Source organism: Streptomyces spongiae (assembly GCF_009377185.1).
Classification (GTDB): Bacteria; Actinomycetota; Actinomycetes; order Streptomycetales; family Streptomycetaceae; genus Streptomyces; species Streptomyces spongiae.
Window position 1 is genome coordinate 1 of sequence record NZ_VJZC01000985.1, and the last position, 1,987, is coordinate 1,987.

The window sequence follows — 1,987 nt, forward strand, 5'->3', positions numbered from 1 at the left end:
GGCGGGGGAGGTTTCAGCGGTCGTGGCGCTGACGGCCATGGAACTCGGCTCCTGTCGGTGTGTCAGAGGGAGGTGGCTGCCGTCTCGGGCTGGGCGGCCGGCCTGTCGTCGGGATCGGTGACCTGGCCGGCGACGCGGCGACGCCACTGTGCGAGGACATGGGCCTCGGTGGGCCGGGTGGTGAGGCTGACCGCGATGTAGGCGACCAGGCCGGCGGCGAGGCCGTAGTAGATGGGTTCGTTGGCGAGCATGCCCTCGGTGGCCATCAGGGCGATGACGGTGATGCTGCCGGTGGTCATCGCCGCGAGAGCCCCGGGCAGGTTGCCCCGCTTCCAGAGCATGCCTCCGAGGATGGGCACGAGCAGGCCGCCGACGAGCAGGTTGTAGGCGACGGTGAGCGCGGCGAGGACGTCGTCGAGCAGGCACGCGAGAGCGATGGACACCACGCCGAGGATGACGATGGCAAGCCGGTTGGAGGCGACCTCGTCGTGGTCCTCGGCTTCGTCGTGGTCGGTGACCCCGGCGTGGTTCTCCCCGGTCTGCCGGTGGACGGTGCGTCCGCCGAGGGCGCGAAGCCGGTGCCAGATGTCGTTGTTGGCCACGGTGGCGGAGGCGATCAGGGCGCCGCTGGCAGTGGACATCATCGCGGACAGGGCGGCGGCCAGCACCAGGCCCTTGACGCCGGTGGGCAGCGCGCTCTTGACGATGGTCGCGAAGGCGCTGTCCGGGTCGGCGAGGCCGGGGTGGAGGACCTTGGTGGCCATGCCGATCACGGCGCCTGCCAGCGCGTAGAGCAGGCAGTACAGGCCGGCGACGGTGCCGCCCCAGGAAGCGACCTTGTCGCTGCGGGCAGTGAAGACGCGCTGCCAGATGTCCTGACCGATCAGCATGCCGAACGTGTAGATCAGCACGTAGGTGAAGATGCTCTCGCCGCCTATCGAGCCGAACGACAGGTAACTGTCCGGGAGTCGATCGGAGAGCTCGGCGAAGCCGCCCGCCTTGACGACCGCGACCGGCAGCAGGACCACGAGAACGCCGATGCTCTTGACCACGAACTGCACCATGTCGGTGAGGGTGATCGACCACATGCCGCCGAGGGCCGAGTAGCCGACCACGATCGAGCCGCCGATGACCACGGCGGCCCAGCGCGGCACGTCGAAGAGGACATCGAAGACCGTCGCGTAGGCGATGGTGGAGGTGACGGTGAGCATCAGGGTGTAGATCCACATCACCAGTCCGGAGATGACACTGGCCGAGTCGCCATAGCGAAGGGACAGCATGTCCGCGACGGTGTAGACCCGCAGACGGGCGATGCGCGCGGAGAAGCAGATGCTGAGGGCCAGCAGCCCGAAGCCGATGGCGAAGACCATCCAGGCGCCGGACAGACCGTACGTGTAGCCGAGGCGTACACCGCCGATGGTGGACGCGCCACCGATGACCACGGCGGCCATGGTGCCGGTGTACATGCCCGGGCCGAGACGCCGTCCGGCAACGAGGAAGTCACTGGTGGAACGGGCGCGTCTCTTGCCCCACCACCCGACGGCGGCAATGCCCAGCAGATATCCGATGATCACTACGTAGTCGACGCCCATGACGTTCTCCGGTCCTTTGGCGGCCCGCGCGGGGAACGCGGTACCGGGATACTCGTGTGACTCATGCGAGGGGAGCGGCTGCGCGCAGGGCCGGGTAAGGCGGCGGCTTGCTACTCGGGGGCGACAATGCCCGGTGTCTCGTGGGTGTTCGACCACCGTAGGGCGACGGGCCTTGACGCCACAGTGGCGGATCTGTCTCATGTCGTGACCGCCAAGGGATGAATCATCCCGCCGGTGGGACACGCCGATCCGAGGAACAGCTCATGCCGCCGCCGGGAGGATCTGGCCGAGGATGTCGACGGCCTGGGTGATGCGGCCCTCGCCGAGCAGCCGCTTGACCTCGTCGACGGCGCCCGCGACGTCGGGTCTTTCGACCGCGGGCGCGGCCTGGGGCT

1 protein-coding gene is annotated in these 1,987 nt (G+C 68.6%); it reads right to left on the reverse strand.

The window, feature by feature from the left end; translation table 11 throughout:
• Positions 1–62: 62 nt before the first annotated feature.
• Positions 63–1,592 carry a sodium:solute symporter gene (locus FNH08_RS49425; RefSeq protein WP_152778516.1) on the reverse strand — a complete coding sequence of 510 codons (1,530 nt, stop codon included), beginning with the start codon at positions 1,590–1,592 and terminating at the stop codon, positions 63–65.
• Positions 1,593–1,987 lie beyond the last annotated feature (395 nt).

Bases quoted from the DNA above. Each gene is read 5' to 3' on its own strand.
- FNH08_RS49425 (WP_152778516.1), bottom strand. From the start codon at position 1,592: ATGGGCGTCGACTACGTAGTGATCATCGGATATCTGCTGGGCATTGCC.